This window comes from Kordia aestuariivivens, assembly GCF_014397005.1.
In the GTDB taxonomy this organism is placed as follows: Bacteria; Bacteroidota; Bacteroidia; order Flavobacteriales; family Flavobacteriaceae; genus Kordia; species Kordia aestuariivivens.
This window is the reverse complement of the sequence record NZ_JACGWS010000006.1, coordinates 201770-225737: the sequence shown is the minus strand read 5'-3', so window position 1 is coordinate 225737 and position 23968 is coordinate 201770. Positions and strand designations below refer to the sequence as shown.

Genomic DNA, 23968 nt, shown 5'->3' with positions numbered 1-23968 from the left:
ATGAACATAAAAACCATTCTATCAAAACCACTTCCAGTGGTTTGGTACCGATTTGTGCAACTTGTAAAGTTGAAAGTCTATTTTAAAACGAAGTTTTGGCAAAAAATTGAACCAAAAGTTCATCAAAAAGTAAGTAAATCTAAAAAGACTTGGAACGCAAAAAGTTTGCTCTTTACCAATGATTTTTCTGCGACAGACATTCCAGAAATGCTTCAACAACAAACCATTTCGGAGGCAAACAATATCATCAATGGAACTATTTCGGTATTTGATGTAACGTATAAATTTGCGCAACCAATTTCTTGGAATACAGATTGGAGAGCTGATTATTCATGGAAAAACAAATATTTCAAAGGCTATTCATTTTATGAAAAAAACAAAGCCAAAGAATTTGATGTAAAATTTCCTTGGGAATTATCTCGATTAAGCTTCTTAATTCCTGTGGCGCGTGCGTATCAACTAGAAGCCAAAAAGGATCAATTGGCGTACATTCAAGAAATACTATCCGATTGGAAAACGAGCAATCCAATAGGTTTTTCAGTCAATTGGTATCCGATGGAAGTTTCGGTGAGAACCATCAATCTAATTCAATTAAGAGAGATTCTACTTGAAGCTATCGATACGGACGAAGTTGTAAATCTATTAAACGAAATCTTACTACTTCACGGAATCTTTTTGTGGCGAAATGTAGAATTTACAGACATTCGCGGGAATCATTATTCAGCAAACCTAACCGCTTTACTATTGCTTGGAAGCGCATTTAAAGGTTTTTATGCGGAAGCAAAAACGTGGTATAATTATGCCGTGAAACGCATGGAAAAAGAATTTCATTTACAATTCATTCCGGATGGAGTAAACTTTGAAAAATCAATTTCATATCACCGATTAGTCGTAGAATTTTACTTAATTTCTTTCTTGGTGATGCAACGCGCAGGTTTGAAACTTGAGGAAAAAACACTAAAAGTCTTAAAAAATGCTTGCGAATTCACGCGCGACGTCACAAAACCAAATCAGCTAACACCAATAATTGGCGATAACGACAGTGCTTCGGTATTTCTAAATGATCAAGTTTCCTTAAACGATCATACCAACATGTTGCAACTGGCGAGTTTGTTCTTTCAAGATGAAAAATTAAACACTGTCAACGAAAAATACCATTCAGCGTATGAAGTTTTCGGAACAAAAGCAACGGAAAATTTAGGCGTTACCACACAAAATACTTTTGCATCCTATTACTATAAAGAAGGTGGATTTGTCACGGTAAAAGATGCACAAAACTATTTCATTACCGATGTTGGCGAAGTTGGAATGAAAGGTCGCGGTGGACACGGACACAATGATTTATATAGTTTTGAGCTCATGCTCGATGGAAACGATATTATTGTAGATCCGGGTTGTTATACATATACTGGCGATTTAGCGCTAAAAACAAAAATGAAATCTACGGCATATCACAACGGATTGGAAGTTGATGGAGAAGAAATGGCGCCGATGATTGGAAATTGGGGAATAAGTAACATTGCGCAACCTTTTGATGTAACTGCGGAACATACAACTACAAAAGCAATTATTTCTGGAAAACATCCTGGATATCAACGCTTAGAAGATGCCGTAACACATCAACGGACGTTTGAAATTGAGAAAAACAGCTTCAAACTGACGTGTACGGACGTGATTACTTGCGAATCCCCACATAAAATCGCTCGAAATCTACACTTTGACGAAAAAATAGGGTTAGAAATAAAAGAGAACACGATCTTTATAAAAACTAACAATACCTCCTCCAAACTCACGGTTGACGATTTCACAACGATTCGTATAGCAGAATATACGTTTAGCGCCAATTACGGAAGCAAAACGACGGCTAAAAAAGTAATTTTAGAAACAGAAATAAAAGGAACAACTACCGTACAATTTACGATTGAAGAAGAAAAACAATTTTAAAAAAAATGATGATGAAAAAACTGATTGCACTTTGTTTACTAATGACATTTATAATTTCGTGTAGCAGTGATGATGCTGTTACACAAGAAGAACTGGAAAACACAGTATTGCGGCCTTCAAAAATCTCTAAAGGCGACACCTATTGGCTTTACGAATATGAAGATGATAGAGTTACAAAAATAGAAGAGTATGACATTGATAACATAATGCCTCAAGAAATATATGAATTCAATTATGATACTGCAAACAACTTGATTTCAATTTTAAGAAATGGTAACGATGATTTGAGATTTACTTTTCAAAACGGTTTGGCTATTGAAAAAAATGTAAACCCTTTTTCTTGGAATGATTCCTATGTAAATGAAAGAGCGTATGTGTACGATAATCAAAATCGACTCATTGAAAGTCAAAATAGCCTATGGTATACAGATTATCATTCATCGTTATGGAATGAAACTTACGAAAATCAATACACATACGATTCCAATAATAACCTTAGTAAGTTTGAAAGAATTAATATGCCTAGTAACTCTCAATATGATTACTTTCTAAAATATATTTATGACGATCAAAATCATCCTTTTAAAAATATTGATTCACGTGTTAGTTTGTTTTTAAAGTTACCAAATGAGGTGACGCCAAACGATACTTACTATGATTTTGAAATTTTCTCTGATTTACGCCAAGTACAATCATTTAATAATAATTTTACAGAAATTAGAAATTCTAATAATTCTGTTATTGCTACATTCACAATCATCTATAACGAACAAGGATATCCAATAGAATTACAACCTGGGAATGGAATAATTTCACGCAGAGTTCATATAGAATACTAAAAATTAAACCAATTATTTAGGAACATATCTTTTCTAAAATATAAAACCACAATTATTAATCCACTTAATAATTGTGGTTTTGTTTTAATAAATTAGTTTTGCAGTTGGAAAACTCCTAATTAATTATAGTTGACAATGAACAAACTCGGTAAAGACTTATTCTTTAGTACAGGATTTGCAGTATTAAACGTATTGCTAAATTTTTGGCTCATGAAAGAAGCAGAGTATTTATTATCAGCTTTGGCGTTGAGTGTATTCTTAGTCATGCGACGTATTGTACCAACATTTGCCAACTTAACGCAATTAGGAACATCGTTGGCCATACTTCGTTACGGAAGCATCTTTAGAGACGACAAAGACAAAATACGAACGTACATGGCAATTTCCTTTACTATTTGGATTGCCACTTGTATACTATTAACCATATTATACTTTGGGTTTGGCTCAAGTTTAGGAAGCTTTATTTACGATGAGGTTGAAGGTGTAAATAACTTTAAGCCTTACTTTTTACTCACAATTTGGTACATGGCTACGCTTCACTTAAGTTATTTGGTACAACCATATTTCTTAGCACAACGAAAAGTATTGCTATACAATCTTATTAATATGATGAATGCAAGTTTCATTCTCTTATTAGTAATAAAGTATATAACAAGTACTACGAATGCTGGAGAAATAGTGAATCTTGTGATGGTGAAAGTTGATTTAAGTCAGTATTTGATGTACGCGCTTACCATAATGAGTACAATACAATTACTGTTTTTCTTCTATATCGTCTTTCAGCTTAAACTGTACAATTACCCATCAATCGCAAAAATAAAAGCCTACGGAAAAGAATTCATTCAGTACGGATTACCACGTGCCGCAATGACATTTTCTGATTTATTTTTATTAGCGGTAAGTGCCTTTATGGTAACTACAGGAACCGAAGATATTACAGCTTTCTTACTTGCATTAACGCTTGCGCGAACGGTATTGATTGTATTGCAACCAATCTCTAAACTATCGTCAGTAGTCGTTGGAAACAACAACTCAGAAGAACGTCAAAAAACAGCGGTTAACTTAATGACAGGAACCATTTTGTATTCTACATTCCTATTGGTAATAATTATGTACAATTGGCTCGATATATTCATTCAATATTGGCTTTCAGATCCCGATCGTATTGTAAATGTATTATACGCTTTCAAAATATTAGCTTTCGGACTCATTCCATATTCTATATTTCATGGATTAAAAGGTATTATAGAAATCAAGTTTTTCAAGCCATATAATTTATTTAGTATCTTAACAGCAATTGCATTTCACGTGATATTATTTTATGCTTTAAAAGATGCTTATGGAAACCTATATGCATTATCATTCTCGTTAATGATTGGTTTTGTATCACTCGGAATTACAACATTATATTGGTGTAGAAAAGATTTTAACGGTTACAAATACTTTCGTTTAGAAATATTAATTGTTTTGGGAATATTACTTTTTGCATTAAATTTCTACATCAATTCATTATATCCAAATGTATTGGCTTGTATTATTTGTATATTGGTAAGTACAGTTATATACGGAGGAGTTTTATTCTTTAGCAAAGTAAAATTCATTAGTGAAACCATCAATATTCTTTTAAAAAGAGGAAAATAACAGCGCGCGAACATCATGAATAAACTGAGCAAAGATGTAATTATTAGCACTGTTTTTTCATTATTGAATGTGCTTTTTAATTTTTGGCTTATCAAAGAAGCAGAGTATGTGTTTTCTTTGGCGCATCTAGGTATTTTTTTGTACGTGAGAAGAATTGCATCTACCTTTTCTAACTTTGTACAATTAGGAACTTCTCAGGCTTTAATTCGTTTCACAAGTATTGAAAAAGATAATGCCCAAAAAATAAAAATTTATCATATTATTTCTATTGCTATTTGGTTGATGGTGCTTGGTGCATTAGTTGGTATTTACACAACATTTCATCCTTTTCTAAGTTCGTATTTCTTTCCCAATAGTATACATGCAATAAGCTATTTAAAGATCACTTTTGTATACATTAGTATGTTGCATCTTAGCTATGTTGTTGTTCCTTATTTTTTAAACCTTAGAAAAATTTTCATTTACAATCTAATACAATTGCTCGCTGCAAGCCTTGTAATGCTTTTAGTGTTTAAATATGTTGGTGTATCGATCACAATATTGCTGTTGTTTCACTATTCACTTTCCATTATATTTCTATTATTATTTCTGTTATTAATCTATCTAATTTTCAAACTAAAATTATATATTTTTCCAAAGTTCGATGACATAAAAAGTGAAGGGAAACAGTTTTTAAAATACGGATTGCCTAGAGCAACAATTCCTTTTTCGGACATGCTTCTTTTGACTATAGGAGCGATGTTGATACAAGGAAACGAAGATATTATAGGAGGTTTTTTAGTTGCAATAACCCTGTCAAGAGCCATATTAATAATATTGCAGCCAGTGTCATTACTTTCGGCAGTAATATCTGGTCACGGAAATTCAGAAGAAAAACATACACAAATAGTAAATTTATTGGTTGGAGGCACAATTTATATCGCAATTATAGCTGCAATACTTATGTATAATTGGATTGATGTATTGCTTCCTTATTGGTTAAAAAATGAAGAAACCATCAAACTTGTTACGTATATTTTTAAATTACTAGCTTTAGGATTGGTTCCGTATGCGTTGTTTCAGGCGTTAAAAGGAATCATTGAAATAAAATATTTAAAACCGTTAAACTTATATACACTACTCATCGGAATTTGCAGTCATGTAGTTCTATACTATGTATTCAGTGTATGGTTTGATACGATAAAATCAGTATCGCTATCATTAATGATCAGTTTCATTTTATTAGGCACTTTTTCATTATACTGGAACCGAAAATATTTATATTCACATAAATATTTCAGCCTATTTCCCCTATTAATACTAAACGTGATATTATTTATAATAAATTTCACTGCACATTCATGGTATCCTACTATTGAAGGGTTTTTATTGAGTGGTTTTATATCAGGAATTTTGTTTTTGATATACTGTAAAACAATAAAAAGTGCTTTTTTACAAGAAACGCTAAAAATATTTAGAAAAAGATAAAAATTTGTAAGAAAAAAATACTTTTAAATTCGTATATTTCTTATTATGTCAAAAACTGTTTTTGTGATTAGTTTTGAAGCGTTTCTAAAAATCACTAAAGTTTTAATAAGAGTACTAGAAAATACTTATTAAAACAATAATAACGGAAAGAAAAGAATGTGCGGAATATTAGGAGTTATAGCATACAACAAGATTGTAGAAAAGGACAAAGAAGTAATTGCCTTAATGCAACAAGAAATAGTGCATAGAGGTCCCGATAATCAATCTGTTTGGAATGATGATTCGGTTGTTTTTGCTCACAATAGATTATCAATTATTGATCTTTCCGACCAGGCAAATCAACCAATGATTGCTTCAGATGATTCGGTAGTTATTTCCTATAATGGAGAAGTTTATAACTATGAAGAAATAAAAAAAGACCTCATCGGAAAACAAGAATTCAAAACAGATCATTCTGATACAGAAGTCATCATAAATGCATACAAAGAATGGGGAATTGATGGTCTTTTAAAAAGGCTCCGCGGAATGTTTGCTTTTGCACTTTATGACAAAAAAACAGCAACAACCTTTTTAGTAAGAGATAGGTTAGGAAAAAAACCGCTTTACTACGCAACAGTAGCAAATAAAATATACTTTTCTTCAGAAACAAAGCCATTACTAAAAGCTGATGAAATTGATGCAGCTATAAACGAAGAATCAATCTATCATTACCTTACATTCCTAACCGTAAATGCTCCAAACACCTTCTACAAGCACATAAAAAAATTGGAAGCAGGAAACTATTTAAAAATAACTGCAAAAAAAGAAATAGAACAAAAGGAATATTGGTCAATAACAAATGCTATAAACACAACTTCGTTAGATTCTTATGAAAAAGCACAAGAAAAGTTTAAAGAAAAACTAGAAGTCTCAATGCAGTTGCGAAATATCTCTGATGTGCCAATTTCGATAGCTTTAAGCGGCGGCGTTGACAGTTCTTTAAACCTATATTATAGCGCTCAAAAAAACCCTAGCATAAATGCAATTAACCTAGAATATCAAACGAATCATGAATTTAATGAATCTGATAATGCTAGGAAATATGCAAATACATTAGGGTTAGAATACCATCAAATGCAAATTAATGCAGAAGAGTATGAAAAACAATTGCTAGATTTGCAGGCTATTCAAACGGATGCACCTTTTGGAGATGCAAGTTCTGTATTATTATACTATATTTCAAAAAAAGTAAAAGCAATAGGTTCTAAAGTTTTATTAGTTGGTGAAGGTGGAGATGAATTAGGTGGTTACCCTGTGTATATAAAAATTCAGAAAGAATACAACATTTTAAAATTGATTCCGAAATTTTTAAGAAAATACTTAAAATACATACCTTTAGCCAAGCCTTTCGATTTTTTTTATGATAATAAAATAATAAGTCGAAGACAAGTACATGGATTTACTGAACATGAAAAGAAGAAATTTTGGAAAAAAGGAACGTATAACTCCTATGAAATTTTAGGAAAATTAATGGATGAGGTTACTATAGAAACTAAAGATGCATTTCTTAAAAAAGTACTAAATATTGAATATAAATTAAGGTTGCCAGAACTAATATTAGCTAAAGTTGATTATTCCACGATGGCAGCAAGTATTGAAGCTAGGTCACCATATATGGACTATAAACTCATAGAATATTGTGCAAGCTTGCCGTTTGAATTAAAAATGAAAAATGGAGCGAAGTCAATTATAAAAGATGTGGCTAAAAACATATTGCCAGATTATATTGTGAATGGTAAAAAAGTAGGTTTTGGAATGCTATTACACCCATTTTTAACAATATCATTACCAAAAATGTTCCAAAAAGAGATCATCGAAAATCCTGAAGCTCCTGTGAAAGAATTTATTGATGAAAAATATTTAAAAAAATTAATGTCGAGTAAAACATTTTCTCCCAAAAAAGGATACAGATTATGGATTATGTACTCACTAAATATATGGTTAAGTAACCAAAAAAAATAACAGCGCGCGAACGTCATGAACATACTATTTTTTATATCGCATCAACCAAATCCACGTTTTGTAAAGCAAATCAATTTCTTAGCCAGAAAACACAATGTAAGTCTTGTGTACTTTCACAGAACAACTTTAGCTACACTTGATGATTCTATCGAAAAAAATGTCATTCGTTACAATTTAGGCGGCGTACCAAATGCTTCGCAACCATTCAAGCGAATTTGGGTGTACATAAAAGCGATCAAGGAAATCAGAAAAGTCATTGCAAGCTCAAAATTTGATGTCGCATTGGTGAATAATATTGATGTCATCATTCTATTCTTAATGGCAAGTTTCAAATTTGGTAAAAAGAAACACAAACCAAAACTTACCATTGAAATTTCAGACTTACGCGAATTTGTATTCAACGACAGCTTTGTAAGCAAACGAATGCGTTCGTTAGAAAATTACTTATACAAAAAGCACATTGACAAACTCATTGTCACTTCAAAAAAATACTATAGCTATCATTTTGAGAAATTCTTTAAGAAAGGTGTTTTCATTCTAGAAAACAAAATGCTTTCTGTAGAACAAAAAAATGATCCAGCAATCCAGAAAAAACAAGGTGGAAAAACAGTCATCGGAATCGTAGGTTTACTCCTAAGAAAAGACGAATACGTAAAACTCTTTGAAACCTACAAAGATCATCCGGAAGTAGACATTCATATTCATGGAAAAGGACATTACCAACATGTGGTAGAAGAATATGCAGCCAAACACAACAACATTACCTATTTTGGACCGTACAACACGTTTACAGATGCACAACGTATATACAATTCTATCGATATCATTTACTTAGTATACGACATTGATCAGGTTTCACTAAACAACCGATTGGCGTTACCAAACAAATTATACGAATGTATGTACTATAAAGTGCCATTAATTTGTAGCAAGGAAACCTATTTGGAAGAAATTGTCATGGATTTAGGCATTGGAATCTCTGTAAATTACAAAGAACCGAACGCTTTAGAAGACGCTTTGAGCTATTTATCATCGAATTCTGACCGTTTACAAAATAATTTTTCATCATTACCTCAAAATACGTATTTTGGTGATCAAGATTATGAAGAATTAGAATCTTTTTTAGCCAACTAAATGCAACTAAAAACGCACGCAACCGAATACCTTCAAAAAAACAATATTGATTTTGTTTTTGTACTGCTAATAGGCGTAGTAACAACGTTTACACTAGATAAGATAAATCCTATCTTCATCTTTTCATTGATGATTATACAAGGAATTACGCTTTTTAGACCCGATGAAAAAATTAAATTCAAAACAACACCTTATTTCTGGCTATTAATGGCTTTATACGGTTTGAACATTGTGGGAATGTTGTATACGGAAGATATTTCTAGAGGATTCAACACCATCACGCGTCAAATCAGTTTTGTGCTTTTCCCGCTGTTTTATTCGGTTTACCGTGTCCAAAACATAGGATTACTGCTAAAACTATTTGTCATTTCAGTTTTTGGTTTTGTGCTAACATTTGAGTTGCACACGCTGTATCTTTTCTTTTATAAAAGTGATATTTTTCCGCTAGACTTAGAATTATTCTTTTCATACAGATATACAGGCGGCGAGTTAACGAAGCTTTTAGAAATGCACAATGCATACTTTGGAATGTACATTATGTTTGCGCATGTGATCATTTTGGACTATCTCAGTCGTGCCAGAAAAAACTATATCATCATACTATTGCTACTATTAATTGCGTTTCAATCGTTATTTCTATTGCAAATGGTGGCAAAAACGGCAATAATTCTCAATATAGTACTTATTGTATGTTCGTTAGCCTACATTCTTATCAAAAGAAAACTCTACAAAACCTTATTATTTTCTATTGGTTTGCTCGCTTTCGCGGGATGGTTCTCTGTGCAACACCTAAACATAACAGTAAGCAGAATTTCAGACCGATTGACGGAATTACAAAAAGGCGATAATTCGGAACAAGAAACACGTCCACGCATGTGGAGTGCGTCAATTCCTGTGGTAAAAGATAATTACATTATTGGTACAGGAACAGGCGATGTGAAACGTGAATTACATGCCGAATATAGAAAGCGAGGAATCAACATAAGAAGCAATGTGCATAACCAATACATTGATTATCTCATGCGATTTGGAATCTTTGGTTTAGTACTATTCTTAGCAGTTTTTGCATATTCGCTTATTCACGCAATTAAAACGAATAATTATATATATTTTTGCTTCACAATAATCATAATGATCTGTTGTTTTACAGAAAACATATTAAGCAGGCAATGGGGAATTACATTCTATGCTGCCTTTAATTATTTACTTTACTATCAATACCAAAAAGAATAAATGACAGCTACGTACGTGCTTATATTTGTTTTACTGTTTCACATCATTCTATTCAGAAAGATGATCTTTAGATGGAATGCCTTTGGTATTTTCTTCATCGCAACCTGTATTTTTTCAATTGTTGGAATTATGATGTTTCCATTCATGAAACTCTATGCAATGCGTACGTTCATGACATTTAAGTTGGAAATGATAACCGATCAAGATGTGTTTCGGACACAAATGCTTGCTGTTGGTGGAGTACTCATAGTGCTCTATGCTTATGTTTTTGGGTTATTGTTAATGTATAAGCGTGTTGAATGTATTGATCATTTCAAAATTGAATCACCCATAAAAAATAATTTGAGTAAAGTAAACTTCTACTTTATACTCATCTTTATTTCATGTTTTCTGTTAATATATCTTTTAATCAAAAGAAACATTTTAATTTCAGGTTTCTTTGACGGACTCATAGGACGAAAACCCGAAGCCTTGCTGATTTCTCGACGTGGAATCACGTCAAACTATCTATACGTTGTCATTACCTACAACTTACTTCCGTTTCTAACAATCGTAGGATTGTTTCTAATGATGAAGAAAAAAACGCTTGCTTCAAGATTATTATTTATCGGCTTGTTTTCAGTATCGTTTTTACTAATACTATTATTATTTCAAAAGCGACCGCTGATCTTATTCTTACTTTCGTTATTTCTTTCTGCTTTTGTATTCAAAAAATATATTAATATCAGAGAAAAACGCGTACGTACGGCGAAAGAAAAAAAGAAACTCAGGCGGCGTACTATGATCATTGGTGCATCACTATTTTCGATTCTATTGCTATTATACTATTCGGCAACGACCTATAAATTTGATAACATATTTGAAGGAGTTTGGAAACTAACAGAAGTTGTATTGACACGTGTATTTGGACGTTTATCAATTCCGGCATTCTGTTATGTACACTATTTTCCTGCGGTAGATGATCATTACGCACTTACAAACATTGGAATGTTTAGTAAAATATTCCGCTTCGAACTCTATCCAGATAGTAAAGTATTGTATGAATATTTTACCAGAAATAACAAAGAAGGATCATTAGCAATCAACAGTGTATTGGATTTTTATGGAGCTTTTGGTTATACCGGTTTCATTATTGGAAATACAATCATGGGATTATTGCTAAGTGCATTAGATGCTTTTTTAAACAGGTTAGAAAAAAATAATATCAACATCATTTTCATTGTTTTCTGCTTTGTATTTGCATATTACCTATCACAGGCAAGTTTGGCAAGATCATTACTTGGATATGGTTTCTTCTTCTTTATGATTGCATGGCTGTTTTTACAGAAAAACTTTAGAATAAAATTTCGCCCATGAGTTATCTTAAAAAAAACATAGACACTATTGCAATCGTTTTTTTAATGACATTTCTCATTAGCGATTTTCTAACGAGCGTTGCATACAAATTAATGCCGAATTCATTTTACAGATATTCAGGCGCTATAAAACTAGTTTTTGAAGTATTGATGGTGGGTATGATTATTACCAATTTTAAAAAATCGATTCGAACGTTTTGGTTTATCCTAGCATTTACAATATCGTTTATCATCAGTCAGTTTTTACTCAATGAACCAGGCGCGTATGACTTTAAAACACAACTTCTGAGTGGAAATATTTACTTTTTCAACAGATACATCTACTTGCTCATATTCATACTATTCATTAAAACAGTATTGCTAAAGGAAGAAACCTACGAAAAAATATACCGTTACTTTGAATATTTCCTATACATAAATGCCATTGCCTTACTTGTAGGCTATCTATTTCATGTTGAAATCTTCCGATCCTACGAATACACAACACGATTTGGCGTTTCGGGCTTCTTCTCCAAACCAGGGGAAGCGAGTTACATGTATATGATTGCAGTCATCGTAAGCTATTATTTCTGGATTGAAAAAAAGAGCAAAAAAGACTTTTACAAACTCTTATTCTTTATTGCATGCTCGCTTTGTTTAGGGCAAAAGAAAATGTTACTATTCTTAGGATTATTAGGTGTCGTACATCTTATACATTACAATCGATTCAAAAAAGTATTTCGAATACTACTTCCAGTATCGCTTGCAGTTTTTCTATTTTTTAAAGAATCTATCATACAAGCAGTACTAAGTCGATCTCCATTTTGGAAAGTCATTTATGAGGAAAGTGGATTGATGTCTGCTATTTTTTCATACAGAGATCAACTATTCGTGAATGCAATAACACACATTGAAGAAAACTGGACGTTTCTCAATTACATTTTTGGAGGATTAGATTTTAACCACTTCAAAGTAGAATTTGAATTCATAGATTTATATATATTCTTAGGAGTATCTGGAATTGTATATTACCTATATGTAGTTTCAAGTTGCCTCAATGGAGGAAACTTTTTAAAACGAAATTTAATAGTGATCACCTTTCTATCAAGTCTACTTTCGGGTGGATTAATCTTAAATGTAACCGCTGCTATATTCCTCTACATCGCAGCAAAATATATTATGTTGCCGAATAATCCGTCAGAAGACCGATAATTGGGTATTTTCTTGGGATTGTGTGAAATTAAAAAGTAAGTTTGCACAAATTTTGTAAAATCAGAAAAGCAGATGAAACAAATATTACAGTCTTTTAAAACTGGAGTAACCGAATTAGCTGAATTACCTTCTCCTCGCGTCAAAGCTGGACAAGTACTTATTCAAACGACAAGAAGTTTAGTTTCACTAGGAACGGAACGTATGTTAGTCGAATTTGGAAAAGCTTCATTAATCCAAAAAGCCAGACAACAACCAGACAAAGTAAAAATGGTGTTGGACAAAATAAAGACTGAAGGTTTAATGCCTACTATAGAAACTGTCTTTAACAAACTTGAACAACCACTTCCATTAGGATACTGTAATGTTGGAAAAGTAGTTGAGGTTGGAAAAGGTGTAACTGATTTTAAAGTAGGTGATAGAGTTGCTTCTAACGGACAGCACGCCGAATTTGTTTCCATTCCACAAAACTTAGTCGCACACATTCCTGATAACATTTCAGATGAAGAAGCTGCGTTTACTGTCATTGGCTCTATTGGACTGCAAGGAATCCGTTTGATCAATCCTACAATGGGAGAAACAATTGTAGTCATTGGTTTAGGACTCATCGGATTACTATCAGCAGAAATGCTCATTGCAAATGGTTGTACTGTTATTGGATATGACTTAGACGATAATAAAGTAGCGATTGCAAAAGAAAAAGGAATCATCGCGTTCAATCCTTTAAAAGGAAACGATCCTGTAAAATTTGTATTAGATCAAACCAACAATATTGGCGCAGATGGTGTATTAATCACGGCTTCTGCAAAAAGCAACGATATCATTTCGCAAGCGGCTCAAATGAGTAGAAAACGTGGTCGAATTACCTTAGTTGGTGTCATTGGATTAAACATATCAAGAGCAGAATTCTACGAAAAAGAACTAAGCTTCCAAGTATCGTGTTCGTACGGACCAGGAAGATATGATGACGATTACGAATTCAAAGGAATCGACTATCCACTACCATTTGTACGTTGGACAGAAAAACGAAACTTTGAAACAGTTTTACAACTTATCTCAACAGGAAAACTACAAGTACAAAATCTAATCTCAGAAGTAGTTGCATTAGACGAATTTGAAAAAATTTACGGAGACATAGGAAACTCCAAATCGATTGCATCGATTATAAAATATAATGAAGATACCAAACCTGAAAACACGATTGTTGTTAACAAAAAAGAACAACAATCAACAAAAGGAACCATTGGACTCATTGGTGCTGGAAACTTCACAAAAATGACCTTGCTTCCTGCCTTAAAAGGAACCAATGCAAACATAAAGCACATTGTATCTTCTGGAGGTGTAAACGGAACTGCGCTTGCGCGCAAACACAACATTGCACAAAGTACAACAGATTACGATTTAGTATTAGATGACAAAGATGTAGACTTAATCATGATTACAACGCGTCACAACTTACACGCAAACATGGTCATTAAAGCATTAGACAAAGGAAAACATGTCTTTGTAGAAAAGCCATTAGCACTAAATCATGAAGAGCTAGAAGCAATAGAAGAAAGCTACCAAAAAAGTAACGGAACATTAATGATTGGTTTCAACCGACGTTTCTCTCCACATACACAAAAAATAAAATCATTAGTTGGTGATGCACCAATGAATATCATCGCAACCATGAATGCTGGAGCCATTCCACCAGAAGTTTGGGTACACGATATGGAAGTTGGTGGCGGAAGAATCATCGGAGAAGCGTGTCACTACTTAGACTTAATGGTTTTCTTAACTGGAAGTAAAATAAAAGCGGTTTGTATGAATGCCTTAGGAGAAAATCCTGCGGAAAACACAGACAATGCCTCTATCTTGGTAAAAATGGAAAACGGTTCTACGGGTGTTGTAAACTACTTTGCAAACGGTTCAAAATCGTACGCTAAAGAACGTTTAGAAGTCTTCTCGCAAGAGAAAACATTAATCATGGACAACTTTATCAAAACGTCTGGTTACGGAACAAAAGGCTTCTCTAAGCTCAAAACCAAACTAAACAAAGGACACAAAGCACAATTTGGCTTAATCCTAGAAAAAATAAAAGACGGAAACGTTGCGCTCATTCCGTATGAGGAATTAATCAACGTAACCAAAGCAAGTTTTGCTGCAATCCAAAGTTTAAAAGAAGGAAAGTGGATTGAAATTTAACAGCAATACACGTTCAAAATAACAGTGCAAAATTATGATTCAAAAAATAAAAAGGATAGCCAATCTTATCTCAAACATGGGATTGCGCTATCTTTTTTTTAGAATCTTCTACACGATAAAAACCAAGCTTGGTTGGCAGAAAAAAACATTTCCATCACAACCGAAAGCTTCAGCATACACAACATTAGAAAACTGGAAAAACAACGTGCCACCATTTTTCTTTTACGGAAAAAACATTCCAAATCTGCCCAAACAAGAAAAAGAAATCTTAGCAGAAACGTTTCAAGAAATTCAAAAAGGAATCTTTACCTTTTTCAACAAAACAAAAATAAAACTTGGAACAGAATACAATTGGTTAGTCAATCCATCAACAGGATATCGATACAACATTAACAAACATTGGTCAGAAGTTCAGGACTTATCCAAAGAAGCGGGCGACATCAAATACGTTTGGGAAAAAGCACGATTTTCATTTCTATACGATGTCATTCGGTATGACTATCACTTCAACGATGATCAATCTGCGTATGTTTTTCAGGAAATAGAAGACTTCATCACAAAAAACCCAATCAATCAAGGTCCTAACTACAAATGCAGTCAGGAAACTAGTTTGCGTGTCCTAAATTGGACATTTGCTTTATACTATTACAAAGATTCGTCAAACTTGACAGAAGCGTTATTTCAAAAAATAATGCACAGTATCTATTGGCAAATTCATCACGTATATCACAACATTCATTTCTCTCGAATCACGGTTCGGAACAATCACGCAATTACAGAAACCTTGCTCTTATACCTTTCGGGAAAACTATTTCCGTTTTTCCCAAATGTTGCTACATGGAGTAAAAAAGGGAAGAAGTGGTTTGAACAAGAAATTGCCTATCAAATCTATGAAGATGGTACCTTCTTGCAATTCTCAATGAACTATCACAGAGTTGTCATACAATTATTCACTTGGGGAATTCAACTGGCAAAACTCAACAATGATAAATTCAGTAATGTTGTCTACGAACGCGCACAAAAATCACTCGATTTCTTAGATGCATGTACAGATCCTGTCACAGGAAAATTACCAAACTACGGTTCCAATGATGGCGCATTATTCTTCAAACTTACCAATGACGATTACAGAATATACCGATCACAACTAGACGATTTGCGCGCGGTGTTAAATGGTCATACAAACGCTGAGGCGGAAAGTTTCCTTTGGTATGGAGTGGAAGCAACACAAAAAACACCTGCAAAATTACCTGAAATCAGCACGTTTGAAAAAAGTGGTTACTACATTTCACAAGATGGAACTACCAAAACGTTCATTCGTTGTGGTGCTTACAAAGACAGACCTTTTCAGTCCGATAACTTACACATAGACATTTGGGCAAACGGAATCAACTACTTACGCGATACAGGTTCATACAAATACAATGCAGAACTGCACGATGTCAACTATTTCAATGGTGCAGAAGGACACAATACAGTAAGTGTTGACAAAGCAGATCAAATGCAAAAAGGCGGACGATTCATTTGGTATTACTGGATAAACAAAGCCAAAGCAAGTCTGACAAAAGAAAAAAATACGTTCAAATTTGAAGGAACAATCAAAGCGTTCAAACAACTTGGAAACAACATTCAGCATACGCGAAAAGTAACAAAACAACAGGCACAAAACCATTGGGAAGTTACGGACGTAATTCAAAACAAAGGAAACAGAAAAATCTACCAATATTGGCACTTGCATCCAGATCATTTAGATGCAATAGAAATCATCACAACAGATGAAGATGGCGCAAAAATAGAACCGTTACTCGAAGAAAAGTGGTTTTCTGGGTATTATGGTGTAAAAGAAAAGGCAATAAGGCTTACATTTGCAACCGAAAAGAAAGTTTTTAATACCACAATACGGATAAAATAATACATGAGAATATTACTAATTCATCAATATTTCTTAGAAAAAGGAGATGGCGGCGGATCGCGTTTTAACGAAATGACGCAAGTATGGGCTAATCAAGGACATGATATCACCGTACTCGCAGGAATGGTGCATTATACCACCGGAAAAAAAGCGGACAGATACAAAGGCAAACTTACATTTAAAGATGAACAATTCTATGACAAAGTAGATGTGTTGCGTTGTCACGTATCCGAAAGTTACAATGTAAGTTTCATTGGAAGACTTTGGGCGTATTTTTCATTCGTATTTTCAAGTATCTATGCAGGACTTTTCAAAACAAAAGGTAAATATGACGTTATTGTTGTAACGTCTCCACCATTATTTGTGGGAATTACGGCATATGTATTATCAAAAATAAAACGTGTTCCATTTGTATTTGAAATCAGAGATTTATGGCCAGAATCGGCAATTGATACTGGAGTTTTAAAAAATGGAATGATCATAAAATTTGCGTTTTGGTTTGAAAAATTCATCTACAAAAGAGCAAAACTGATCAACGTATTAACGCCAGCATTTAGAGACAAACTAATTCAAGACAAAAAAGTACCTGCGGAAAAAATAATTTTCATTCCAAATGCAGCCGACTTTAGCTTGGCGGAAAAAATACAAGAAGATTTTGATGCAGAAGCATTCAAAAAAGAATTAGGATTAAGCGACAAATTTGTCATTACGTATGTTGGTGCGCACGGAGTTGCCAATCACTTAATTCAACTAATAGACGCTGCGGAAAAACTAACAGACACAAACATTGTATTTCAACTCATTGGAGCCGGAATGCGCAAAGAAGCATTGATAGAAGAAGCAAAAAAACGAAACCTATCAAACGTCATATTCAGAGATCCTGTATCAAAGCAAGAAGTATTCAAATACATATTGGCTTCGGATGTTGGTGCATCTGTACTAAAAAAAGTAGATACCTTTAAAACAATTTACTCAAACAAAACGTTTGACTATATGTCCTGCAAACGACCAATCTTACTCGCTATTGATGGCGTTTCACGAGAATTGGTACACAATGCAAAATGTGGTGTATACGTAGAGCCAGAAAACAGTGATGCCATCGTAAAAGGTGCAAAAGAACTCGCCAACAAAAGTGCTGCGGAAATTCAGCAAATGGGCGAAGATGGGTATGCTTTCGCGAAAGCACACTTTGACAGAGACAAATTAGCAAAAGAATACACAAACAAAATACAAGGAATCCTAAAATAATGTATCGTCACTTTCTAAAAAGAATCATTGATTTTATCCTTGGACTCATAGGTTTCATCCTCTTAAGTCCCATATTTTTCATTGTGTTAATCTTACTCATGATTAACAATCAAGGAAAACCGTTTTTCTTTCAAAAACGACCTGGAAAAGGTGAAAAAATCTTTAAAGTGATCAAGTTCAAAACGATGAATGACAAAAAAGGTGCAAACGGAGAATTACTTCCGGATGTAGATCGCTTAACGAAACTTGGAATCTTTGTCAGAAAAACATCCTTAGACGAAATTCCACAATTGCTCAATGTGCTAAAAGGTGATATGAGTTTAATAGGTCCAAGACCATTATTACCAGAATACTTACCTTTATACAGCGAAATTCAAAAAAAGAGACACGATGTAAAACCAGGAATCACAGGTTGGGCACAAGTCAATGGAAGAAATGCAATTAGCTGGAAGAAAAAATTTGAATATGATATTTGGTATGTTGAAAATCTCAGCTTTATCCTAGACATAAAAATTATATTTAAAACAATAATAAAAGTAGTTCGATCGGAAGATATCAATACAGAAAACCAAGCTACTACTGTAAAATTTACAGGGAATGAGTAAAATTTGTCTATTTGGCGCAAGCGGACACGGAAAAGTCGTTAAAGATATAGCGATCAGCACAAACATTGTGGTTGAAGCGTTCATCGATGACAATCCTAAAAGTGAATTTCTACATGAAATTCCAGTAGTAACATCGCAAGAAATAGCAGCCTACAAAGCCAATAAATTTGTAATAAGTATTGGTAACAACAACATTCGTAAAGTCATCAGTAAAAAAGTAACAAACGAGTTTGCAACGCTCATTCACAAAACCGCGATCATTTCACCAACTGTTAACATAGCAGAAGGAACTGTGGTTATGCCAGGAACTACGATCAATGCAGATACAAGCATTGGAAAACATGTCATCATCAACACAGCAGCCGTTATTGAACACGATTGTACGATTGCTGATTATGTGCACATTTCACCAAACGCTACGGTAACTGGAAATGTAACCATTGGCGAAGGTTCACACATTGGCGCAGGCGCGATTATCATTCCAAACATTACCATTGGAAAATGGGCAACCATTGGTGCTGGCGCGGTAATTATTACTGACGTTCCAGACTATGCGGTCGTAGTAGGGAATCCAGGAACAATAAAAAAGTACAACAACGAATAACTATGAAATCAAGAATTTGGCTTTCATCTCCGCACATGGGCGGAAACGAATTAAAATACATTCAAGAAGCATTTGACACCAACTGGATTGCTCCATTAGGACCAAATGTAACAGGATTTGAAGCAGACTTAAAACAGTTTCTAAACACGGACAAAGAAGTTGGCGCTTTATCCTCAGGAACCGCCGCAATTCACTTAGGACTTATTTTATCTGGAGTCGTCGCTGGCGATGAGGTAATCTGTCAAAGTATGACATTTTCCGCTTCCGCGAATCCAATCTTATACCAAGGAGCAATTCCGGTATTTGTAGATAGTGAAGAAGTAACTTGGAACATGTGTCCAATTCATCTAGAAGCAGCAATTAAAGATAGAATTGCCAACGGAAAAAAGCCAAAAGCAATCATTCTAGTGCATTTGTACGGAATGCCAGCAAAAATTGATCAAATTGTAGCCATTGCCAACAAATATGAAATCGCACTCATAGAAGATGCTGCGGAAGCATTAGGATCTACCTACAAAGGAAAAAACTGTGGAACGTTTGGAAGCTATGCCGCTTTATCGTTTAACGGAAATAAAATTATTACCACTTCTGGTGGAGGTGCTATAGTGTGTAATACTTCAGCATCGAAAAAGAAAGCAATTTTCTTAGCAACACAAGCTAGAGATGATGCTGCACATTACCAACACTCGGAAATAGGCTACAACTACCGAATGAGTAACATTGTAGCAGGAATTGGTCGTGGACAAATGGAAGTCTTAGACAAGCACATTTCGTTGCGTAGAGACATGCAGCAATTCTACAAAAATATTTTTAAAGATGTAGCAGGAGTTACAGTATTTGAAGAACCAAATGACGATTACTTCTCTAACCATTGGTTAAGTTGTATCAAAGTTGATGAAAGCAAAGCGAGCTTCAAACGTGAAGACTTACGTTTAGCACTTTGGGAAGAAAACATTGAATCCAGACCACTTTGGAAACCAATGCATTTACAACCAATATTTGAAAAATACGCTTATTATGGCACAAATATATGTGAAGACCTATTCAACAACGGACTTTGTTTACCATCAGGATCAAACTTAACTACACAGGAAAAAGAACGTATTACACAAGTTATAGCTGCTTTTCTAGCATAGAAAGAAATAAATTAAGTAATTTGTATCGTTAAACAAAGAATCAGTTTTTTTTAGAAGATGAAGGTATTGAATTCAAGAAGAATAAAAGAAGCGCTAAAGCAGGTTTTAAAATCAAGCAAAAAACGCATTGATTTTAAAAATATCGGGTACTTACCCCGATGGCTTATCTTATGTTTCGATATGTTTATTTGTTGTGTTGCTGTGATACTTACAAGTGTCATTGTCAAAAACATCAACATCAGTGATATCAATCCATCATCAGTATCATACTTTGGAATCTCTCCAACTTCAGGATTAATCCTAATCACAAACTTATTATTCTTTATATTCTTTAGAACCTACGCAGGATTAATTCGCCACTCAACGTTTATTGATGCGATTAAATTTTTCCTAGCATCATTAGCAACCTTAATTACGTTACTCATTGTAAACTCTTCACACTTAATGTTTAGAGGAAGCAATCTGTTTCTAATTCCAGGACTATTTATCTACTTTGCAATGTCGTTCTCGTTTCTACTACTCTTTCGAGTTTTAGTAAAACAAGTCTTTGAAGCCTATTTTGATTACGCTACCAAAGAAGACCAAATCAATGTAATGATTTACGGAATTGATTCCAATGCCATTGCAATCTCTAATGCACTCAAGGTAGAACGCCCAATGCGTTACAAATTGATTGGTTTCATTGATAAAAAAGGAAAAAATCAAAGTAAGGAAATCTTAGGATTGCCCATCATTCACCTCAAAAGAAAACTTTCTGTCATCTTGCGAGCGCATGGAGCAAATGCCATCATTTTGGCAGACAAATCCATTACGCAAGAAGAACGTATCAAAATTGTAGACGAATGTCTAGAACACAACTTTAAAGTATTTAGAGCGCCAATTGTTTCCGATATGGAAGACAAAGAAAATGTGAACTTGGCGCAACAAATTCAAAACGTTCAAATTGAAGATTTACTCGAAAGAGAACCAATTGTCCTGAACAATAAGCTAATCGCAAAAGAATTATACAACCGTAGAATTTTAGTCACAGGTGGCGCAGGTTCTATTGGAAGTGAAATTGCACGACAAGTAGCAAACTACAATCCAGAAAAACTCATCATTGTTGATCAGGCTGAAACACCATTGTATCAAATACAAATGGAAATCAAATCGAACTTTCCAGACTTAAATTTTGAAGCTGTCATTGCAGATGTTCGTGACAAAGATAAACTCGATAATATTTTTGCAATACACAAACCACAAGTTGTATATCACGCGGCAGCGTACAAACATGTTCCGTTGATGGAAGACAATCCGTCACAAGCAATTTTTGTAAACGTGATGGGAACTAAAAATGTGGCAGATTGTTCCTTAAAGCACAAAGTTGAAAAATTTGTATTAGTCTCTACGGACAAAGCGGTAAACCCAAGTAATGTAATGGGCGCTTCTAAGCGAATTGCAGAAATATATGTACAAACATTACAGGAAGCTTTCAAAAAAGATACGCGGTATACCACAAACTACGTTACTACACGTTTTGGAAACGTATTAGGTTCCAATGGTTCGGTAGTGCCATTATTCAAACGACAAATTGCGGAAGGCGGTCCATTGACCATTACGCATCCAGATATTATACGATATTTCATGACCATTCCAGAAGCGTGCCAATTAGTATTAGAAGCTGGCGCGATGGGACATGGTGGCGAAATCTATATTTTTGACATGGGAGAAGCCGTGAAAATTATCGATTTAGCGAAGAAAATCATCAAACTAGCAGGATTTGTTCCTGATAAAGACATTGAAATAAAAATCATTGGATTGCGTCCGGGAGAAAAATTATACGAGGAATTGCTCAATGACAAATCAACGACGTTGCCAACGTACAATGATAAAATTATGATTGCGCGTGGAGAAATGTACGATTTTGAAGAAATTAAGAATAAGATTGCCGAATTAATTACTTCTGCTTCACTTTTTGACAAAGAAGAAGTCGTGAAAAAAATGAAAGCATTGGTTCCTGAATACAAGAGTATGAATTCTTGCTATGAAAAATTAGACAAAAAACAAAAGGAAGAAGTCATCAAATAAAAATATCAAATCCAAAGGGTTTTCTTTTGCTAAAAAAGTAAAAACCCAAAAGATTGCAACATAAAAAAGAGATAGATGAAAATAACTGTTGTTGGAACAGGATATGTAGGACTAGTTACGGGAACGTGCTTAGCTGAAACTGGAAATGACGTACTTTGTGTCGATATAGACAAGCATAAAGTAACACGAATGCAAAACAGAGAAGTTCCTATTTATGAGCCACATTTAGACATACTTTTCGAAAGAAACATAAACGCAGGACGTTTAAAATTTACAACCTCACTAGAAGAAGGATTAGCACACGGGCAAATTATATTTTTAGCATTACCAACACCAGAAGATGAAGATGGTTCTGCCGATTTATCCTATGTAGTTGGCGTTGCCAGAAACATTGGGAAACTGATGACAGAATACCGTGTTATTGTAGACAAAAGTACTGTGCCAGTAGGAACTGCCGAAAAAGTAACCGCTGTAATTGCAGAACATGCAACGGTTGATTTTGATGTAGTTTCGAACCCAGAATTTTTACGTGAAGGATTTGCAGTAGACGATTTCATGAAACCAGAACGTATTGTTATTGGTTCGAGTTCGGATAGAGCTACGGAATTGATGCAACGTTTGTACAAACCATTCGTGCGTTCGGGAAATCCAATACTAATCATGGATGAAAAATCTGCGGAATTGACAAAATACGCTTCCAACTCGTTCTTAGCTGCGAAAATTACGTTCATGAACGAGATTGCGAATTTCTGTGAAAGAGTAGGTGCAGACGTTGATAAAGTACGCATCGGAATGGGAACAGACTCGCGTATTGGAAAACGATTCCTATTTCCAGGAATTGGATACGGAGGTTCATGCTTTCCAAAAGATGTAAAAGCATTGCACAAATCTGGAAAAGACAACAATTACAATTTCCAAATATTGGATGCGGTTATCAATGTAAATGATAAACAAAAAACGGCGTTAATTCCAAAACTTGTCAAGCACTTAGGAGACGATTTAACAGGAAAAACAATTTCAATTTGGGGATTGGCATTTAAGCCAGAAACTGACGATATTCGTGAAGCACCATCATTATATATTATTGATGAATTATTAGGCAGAGGCGCAAAAATTAGTGTGTTTGACCCAGAAGCGATGGACAATGTAAAAGCAAAACTAGGCGATAAATTGGAATACGCAGACAGTATGTACGGAGCAATAGCAAACACAGATGCTTTAATTATTTGTACAGAATGGAGTATTTTTAGAACACCAAATTTCACAAAACTAAGAGAAAACCTAAACCAACCGATCATTTTTGACGGTAGAAACTTATACGATGTAGCTGATATGGAAAAAGAAGGATTTACCTATTTTTCTATTGGAAGAAAAGAAGTTTTATAACCCCAAATAACCAACAACCAC

The 23968-nt window shown here is 34.1% G+C and carries 17 protein-coding genes; all 17 read left to right on the top strand.

The window, feature by feature from the left end; all coding sequences use genetic code 11:
• The 17 genes from H2O64_RS11690 to H2O64_RS11610 all read left to right on the top strand — a co-directional run bounded on the left by H2O64_RS11690 (position 1) and on the right by H2O64_RS11610 (position 23947).
• The gene (locus H2O64_RS11690) at positions 1 to 1944 is read left to right on the top strand and encodes a heparinase II/III family protein (RefSeq protein WP_187562386.1); all 1944 of its coding nucleotides are present in this window, start codon (positions 1 to 3) and stop codon (positions 1942 to 1944) included.
• A gap of 11 nt (positions 1945 to 1955) precedes the next feature.
• A complete protein-coding gene (locus tag H2O64_RS11685) occupies positions 1956 to 2783 on the top strand; it encodes a hypothetical protein (protein ID WP_187562385.1) in 828 nt (275 codons plus the stop codon).
• Positions 2784 to 2918: 135 nt separating this feature from the next.
• On the top strand, positions 2919 to 4424 hold the full coding sequence (locus H2O64_RS11680; RefSeq protein WP_187562384.1) for an MATE family efflux transporter: 1506 nt from the start codon (positions 2919 to 2921) through the stop codon (positions 4422 to 4424).
• A 15-nt stretch (positions 4425 to 4439) separates the two neighbouring features.
• Positions 4440 to 5891: a hypothetical protein gene (locus H2O64_RS11675; RefSeq protein ID WP_187562383.1), complete on the top strand. Its 1452-nt coding sequence runs from the start codon at positions 4440 to 4442 to the stop codon at positions 5889 to 5891.
• Positions 5892 to 6047: 156 nt separating this feature from the next.
• Entirely contained in the window at positions 6048 to 7892 is a 1845-nt protein-coding gene (gene asnB / locus H2O64_RS11670) for an asparagine synthase (glutamine-hydrolyzing) (protein WP_187562382.1), read from the top strand.
• 15 nt (positions 7893 to 7907) lie between these two features.
• A complete protein-coding gene (locus tag H2O64_RS11665; RefSeq protein WP_187562381.1) occupies positions 7908 to 9026 on the top strand; it encodes a glycosyltransferase in 1119 nt (372 codons plus the stop codon).
• A complete protein-coding gene (locus tag H2O64_RS11660) occupies positions 9027 to 10259 on the top strand; it encodes an O-antigen ligase family protein (protein WP_187562380.1) in 1233 nt (410 codons plus the stop codon).
• Entirely contained in the window at positions 10260 to 11615 is a 1356-nt protein-coding gene (locus H2O64_RS11655) for an O-antigen polymerase (RefSeq protein WP_187562379.1), read from the top strand.
• On the top strand, positions 11612 to 12805 hold the full coding sequence (locus H2O64_RS11650) for a hypothetical protein (RefSeq protein WP_187562378.1): 1194 nt from the start codon (positions 11612 to 11614) through the stop codon (positions 12803 to 12805). Before H2O64_RS11655 ends, H2O64_RS11650 begins: the two co-directional genes overlap by 4 nt.
• A 72-nt stretch (positions 12806 to 12877) precedes the next feature.
• Entirely contained in the window at positions 12878 to 14989 is a 2112-nt protein-coding gene (locus H2O64_RS11645) for a bi-domain-containing oxidoreductase (protein ID WP_187562377.1), read from the top strand.
• Between the two features lie 34 nt (positions 14990 to 15023).
• On the top strand, positions 15024 to 16901 hold the full coding sequence (locus H2O64_RS11640) for an alginate lyase family protein (RefSeq protein ID WP_187562376.1): 1878 nt from the start codon (positions 15024 to 15026) through the stop codon (positions 16899 to 16901).
• 3 nt (positions 16902 to 16904) lie between these two features.
• Entirely contained in the window at positions 16905 to 18149 is a 1245-nt protein-coding gene (locus H2O64_RS11635; protein ID WP_187562375.1) for a glycosyltransferase family 4 protein, read from the top strand.
• Entirely contained in the window at positions 18149 to 18754 is a 606-nt protein-coding gene (locus H2O64_RS11630; RefSeq protein WP_187562374.1) for a sugar transferase, read from the top strand. The genes H2O64_RS11635 and H2O64_RS11630 overlap by 1 nt, the downstream gene beginning before the upstream one ends.
• On the top strand, positions 18747 to 19358 hold the full coding sequence (locus tag H2O64_RS11625) for an acetyltransferase (protein WP_187562373.1): 612 nt from the start codon (positions 18747 to 18749) through the stop codon (positions 19356 to 19358). The genes H2O64_RS11630 and H2O64_RS11625 overlap by 8 nt, the downstream gene beginning before the upstream one ends.
• A gap of 2 nt (positions 19359 to 19360) precedes the next feature.
• A complete protein-coding gene (locus H2O64_RS11620) occupies positions 19361 to 20494 on the top strand; it encodes a DegT/DnrJ/EryC1/StrS family aminotransferase (protein ID WP_187562372.1) in 1134 nt (377 codons plus the stop codon).
• Between the two features lie 57 nt (positions 20495 to 20551).
• On the top strand, positions 20552 to 22561 hold the full coding sequence (locus tag H2O64_RS11615; RefSeq protein WP_187562371.1) for a nucleoside-diphosphate sugar epimerase/dehydratase: 2010 nt from the start codon (positions 20552 to 20554) through the stop codon (positions 22559 to 22561).
• A gap of 75 nt (positions 22562 to 22636) precedes the next feature.
• Positions 22637 to 23947 (top strand): UDP-glucose dehydrogenase family protein, encoded by a 1311-nt coding sequence (locus tag H2O64_RS11610; RefSeq protein WP_187562370.1) that lies wholly within the window; start codon positions 22637 to 22639, stop codon positions 23945 to 23947.
• Positions 23948 to 23968 lie beyond the last annotated feature (21 nt).

Bases quoted from the DNA above. Each gene is read 5' to 3' on its own strand.
- H2O64_RS11610 (WP_187562370.1), top strand. From the start codon at position 22,637: ATGAAAATAACTGTTGTTGGAACAGGATATGTAGGACTAGTTACGGGA.
- H2O64_RS11615 (WP_187562371.1), top strand. From the start codon at position 20,552: ATGAAGGTATTGAATTCAAGAAGAATAAAAGAAGCGCTAAAGCAGGTT.
- H2O64_RS11630 (WP_187562374.1), top strand. From the start codon at position 18,149: ATGTATCGTCACTTTCTAAAAAGAATCATTGATTTTATCCTTGGACTC.
- H2O64_RS11675 (WP_187562383.1), top strand. From the start codon at position 4,440: ATGAATAAACTGAGCAAAGATGTAATTATTAGCACTGTTTTTTCATTA.
- H2O64_RS11625 (WP_187562373.1), top strand. From the start codon at position 18,747: ATGAGTAAAATTTGTCTATTTGGCGCAAGCGGACACGGAAAAGTCGTT.
- H2O64_RS11680 (WP_187562384.1), top strand. From the start codon at position 2,919: ATGAACAAACTCGGTAAAGACTTATTCTTTAGTACAGGATTTGCAGTA.
- H2O64_RS11655 (WP_187562379.1), top strand. From the start codon at position 10,260: ATGACAGCTACGTACGTGCTTATATTTGTTTTACTGTTTCACATCATT.
- H2O64_RS11620 (WP_187562372.1), top strand. From the start codon at position 19,361: ATGAAATCAAGAATTTGGCTTTCATCTCCGCACATGGGCGGAAACGAA.
- H2O64_RS11690 (WP_187562386.1), top strand. From the start codon at position 1: ATGAACATAAAAACCATTCTATCAAAACCACTTCCAGTGGTTTGGTAC.
- H2O64_RS11635 (WP_187562375.1), top strand. From the start codon at position 16,905: ATGAGAATATTACTAATTCATCAATATTTCTTAGAAAAAGGAGATGGC.
- asnB (WP_187562382.1), top strand. From the start codon at position 6,048: ATGTGCGGAATATTAGGAGTTATAGCATACAACAAGATTGTAGAAAAG.
- H2O64_RS11660 (WP_187562380.1), top strand. From the start codon at position 9,027: ATGCAACTAAAAACGCACGCAACCGAATACCTTCAAAAAAACAATATT.
- H2O64_RS11640 (WP_187562376.1), top strand. From the start codon at position 15,024: ATGATTCAAAAAATAAAAAGGATAGCCAATCTTATCTCAAACATGGGA.
- H2O64_RS11685 (WP_187562385.1), top strand. From the start codon at position 1,956: ATGAAAAAACTGATTGCACTTTGTTTACTAATGACATTTATAATTTCG.
- H2O64_RS11665 (WP_187562381.1), top strand. From the start codon at position 7,908: ATGAACATACTATTTTTTATATCGCATCAACCAAATCCACGTTTTGTA.
- H2O64_RS11645 (WP_187562377.1), top strand. From the start codon at position 12,878: ATGAAACAAATATTACAGTCTTTTAAAACTGGAGTAACCGAATTAGCT.
- H2O64_RS11650 (WP_187562378.1), top strand. From the start codon at position 11,612: ATGAGTTATCTTAAAAAAAACATAGACACTATTGCAATCGTTTTTTTA.